The following is a 2,909-nucleotide window of genomic DNA, read 5'->3' as shown; positions in this document are numbered from 1 at the left end:
ATATAATAAAGAGAAAAGAACATCATAATACATTAGATAATCAGTAAAAGTTAAATTTTTTACTTTAAGAGGTATTATATTATGTATGTAGAAGTTAATATTTTAGGAATATTTAATATACATAAAGATTCACTTAATTTTAAAGGAGGAAAAAGTGAAAGATTATATTTTACAATCACAAATTGAGCATAAGAAATGGAAAAAAGAAATAAGAAAAAAAGTTTCTATTATTGATAGAATTACATCATCAAGCCAAAAAAAGTTTAACTCATTATTGCCTGAAAAATATCATGAAATAGTTACTTCTGCAGTTAAAAATATGGTAAAGTCAGTTCTGTTTGGATATCAATATATTACGAAAGAACCGTATAAAAATCTATCTTTAAAAGAAAGAGAAGATATTGCAAGAAATAAAATAAATTATTATAGAAAAAGTGCTAGGATAGAAGGTGTGGCTACAGGTGCAGCTGGATTATTAGTTGGATTAGCAGATTTTCCATTATTGCTTGGGATAAAAGTAAAGTTGTTATATGATTTAGCTGCAATATATGGATTTGATGTAAGGGATTATAAAGAAAGACTTTATATTCTTTATATTATACAGTTATCTTTCTCTAGTAGAAATTATGGTAAGAAAATCTTTGATATAATGGAAAATTGGGATGAATACTCTGAAAATCTTCCCAATGATATAAATAATTTTGACTGGAAATCCTTTCAACAAGAATATAGAGATTATTTAGATTTAGCTAAACTTTTACAACTTGTACCAGGAATTGGGGCAGCTGTTGGCTTTTATGTTAATGGGAAGTTGTTAAACAAGTTAGGAGAGACAGCTATTAACTCCTATAGAATGAGATTGGAATTATTTAGAAAAATATAAATCCCCCATAAATGAGGGATTAAAAGTTAACTATAATTCTTTCATAGATAAAATAGAACTATTTGGCAAATAATAAGTGTTTTCCCTGTCAATATTACTATTGTAATAATCACTGCCGGTTACGGATAATACTGGAGCTACAGTGATAGAGTCATCAGTTGTTTCGATAACTTCACCTATTATAGGATTTGTACTAAAAACAGTATTAATTTCAACTGGTTTTTGCAGGAAATTACTATAATTGTTTAGATTATTATTCATATGAATTACTCCTTTTGTTAAATATTTCAAAAAGCTGATTATTAGTATTATTAAATTTTTATGGTAATATATTCACAATAATTTAATAAAATATAAAGAAAGACAAAATAAGTAATTAGTTAAAAGAAAAATTAAAGCTTATGGAATTAATTGTTAAAAAATGAAGGATTATAGTATAATAAATGAAGCAAATATTTAACTTTAAGTTAATTAAAATAAATGTTATCAGGAGGATAAACTATGAAGTATAAGGTATATGATGAATCAAAATGAGAAGATTAACTTGAAGGCGGAGACAATAAAATAATTGAGTTTTAGAGGAGGAGTCAATTTTGAGCAAAATAAAAAGTGTTACACCTTTGGTTGAAAGTAAGTTTGTAGGATTATACGATGTAAAATATTTTAATAAAAATAATGAAGAAAGAAGTTGGACAGTTGCATCAAGAAAAAGTAAAGAAGTATTAAATGAAATATATTTGAAAAATCAGCAAGATAAAATTGATGCAGTTATAATTTGTGCATATCATAAAGATTTAAAAAAAATAGTTATAATAAAAGAATTTAGAGTACCAATTAATAAATATATTTATGAACTACCAGCAGGACTTGTTGACATAGATGATGAAGATTATGAAAGTGCAGTAAAAAGAGAATTAAAAGAAGAAACAGGTCTTGATGTTATAGAAATAAATAAAGATTTAAGTTGTGATCAAGTATATTTATCACCTGGAATGACAGATGAATCAGTTGCATTTGTATACTGTATCTGTGAGGGCGAAGTTAGTAAAGATTATTTAGAAGCAGATGAAGATATTGAAACTTATTTAGTTTCAAAAGAAGAAGCAAAAGAGATAATTAAAGGCAATGAAGCTATAGATATAAGGGCTTATATGGCTTTACAAACTTTTGCTGTTCTTGGAGAAAAAATGTTTTTATAAGATTTAATTATAAAATCATAATTCCTACGATTATTTAATATAAAAAAATATGGAGGGATTATTGTGCCTTATGATAAAAAGATAGCAATTGTTTATAAAAGTAAACATGGTTCTACCATGAAATATGCTGGATGGTTAGCTATAAAGTTAGATGCAGATTTATATGAGGAATCTGATGTAGGAAGATGGGATTTATTAAAATATAAAACTATTGTCTTTGGTGGCCCAATATATAATTCTAAAATATATAACCTGGACTATATATTAGAAAAATATAATACTATCAAAAATAAAAATATTATTATTTTCTGTCCTAACTTAGGGTTACAAAGTCATGAAGAAATAATTGATTATAATTTTGTAGAAGAAGAAATGAAAGAAAAAATAAAAATATTTTTTTTAGAAGGAAGTATTAATTATAATGAATTAAGCTCTGTTGATAAGTTATTGTTTAGAAGATTAGTAAATAAAAAGAAAAAAGAAAATAAGTTATCTTATGAACATATTAACTTAGAAAAGAATATAGATATGGATAGAAGTAATAAAAAATCAATAGAGCCTATTTTAGATTATATAATGAAAAAGACATTTGATTTCTAGATAGAAATAATATTTTTAATTCTTGGTGGAGGTCAAAAATGAAGGCAATAGTTGACGAGATTCCCAAAGATCTAGAAGTTGATACCTTAGATGCAGAAGAAGGATACCCAGTTAATGCTACAAGTATTGAATAATATGAAAAAATGCTTAGTAAGAGTTGTTAATTTATATTAATAGCTCTTTTTTGTATTTTTGCTATGATATAATTTTGTTATTAAATAATATTT

The 2,909-nt window shown here is 25.0% G+C and carries 4 protein-coding genes; 3 read left to right on the top strand and 1 reads right to left on the bottom strand.

What is annotated here, in order from left to right; translation table 11 throughout:
- Nucleotides 1-154: 154 nt before the first annotated feature.
- Nucleotides 155-883, top strand: a complete 729-nt coding sequence (locus tag J7G74_RS14135) for an EcsC family protein (protein WP_297136514.1) — start codon at nucleotides 155-157, stop codon at nucleotides 881-883.
- Nucleotides 884-913: 30 nt separating this feature from the next.
- Here J7G74_RS14135 and J7G74_RS14130 read toward each other — a convergent pair whose 3' ends face one another.
- A complete protein-coding gene (locus tag J7G74_RS14130; protein WP_297136513.1) occupies nucleotides 914-1,174 on the bottom strand; it encodes a hypothetical protein in 261 nt (86 codons plus the stop codon).
- Between the two features lie 302 nt (nucleotides 1,175-1,476).
- On the opposite strand from J7G74_RS14130, the gene J7G74_RS14125 reads away from it, so the two are divergent.
- Complete coding sequence (locus J7G74_RS14125; protein WP_297136512.1) at nucleotides 1,477-2,082, top strand: NUDIX hydrolase; 606 nt, start codon at nucleotides 1,477-1,479, stop codon at nucleotides 2,080-2,082.
- A gap of 63 nt (nucleotides 2,083-2,145) precedes the next feature.
- Nucleotides 2,146-2,682: a flavodoxin domain-containing protein gene (locus tag J7G74_RS14120; protein ID WP_297136510.1), complete on the top strand. Its 537-nt coding sequence runs from the start codon at nucleotides 2,146-2,148 to the stop codon at nucleotides 2,680-2,682.
- Nucleotides 2,683-2,909 lie beyond the last annotated feature (227 nt).

This window comes from Terrisporobacter sp. (genome assembly GCF_017888745.1).
Lineage (GTDB): Bacteria > Bacillota > Clostridia > Peptostreptococcales > Peptostreptococcaceae > Terrisporobacter.
The sequence above is the reverse complement of the archived record's forward strand: the minus strand, read 5'-3'. Positions and strand labels throughout refer to the sequence as shown.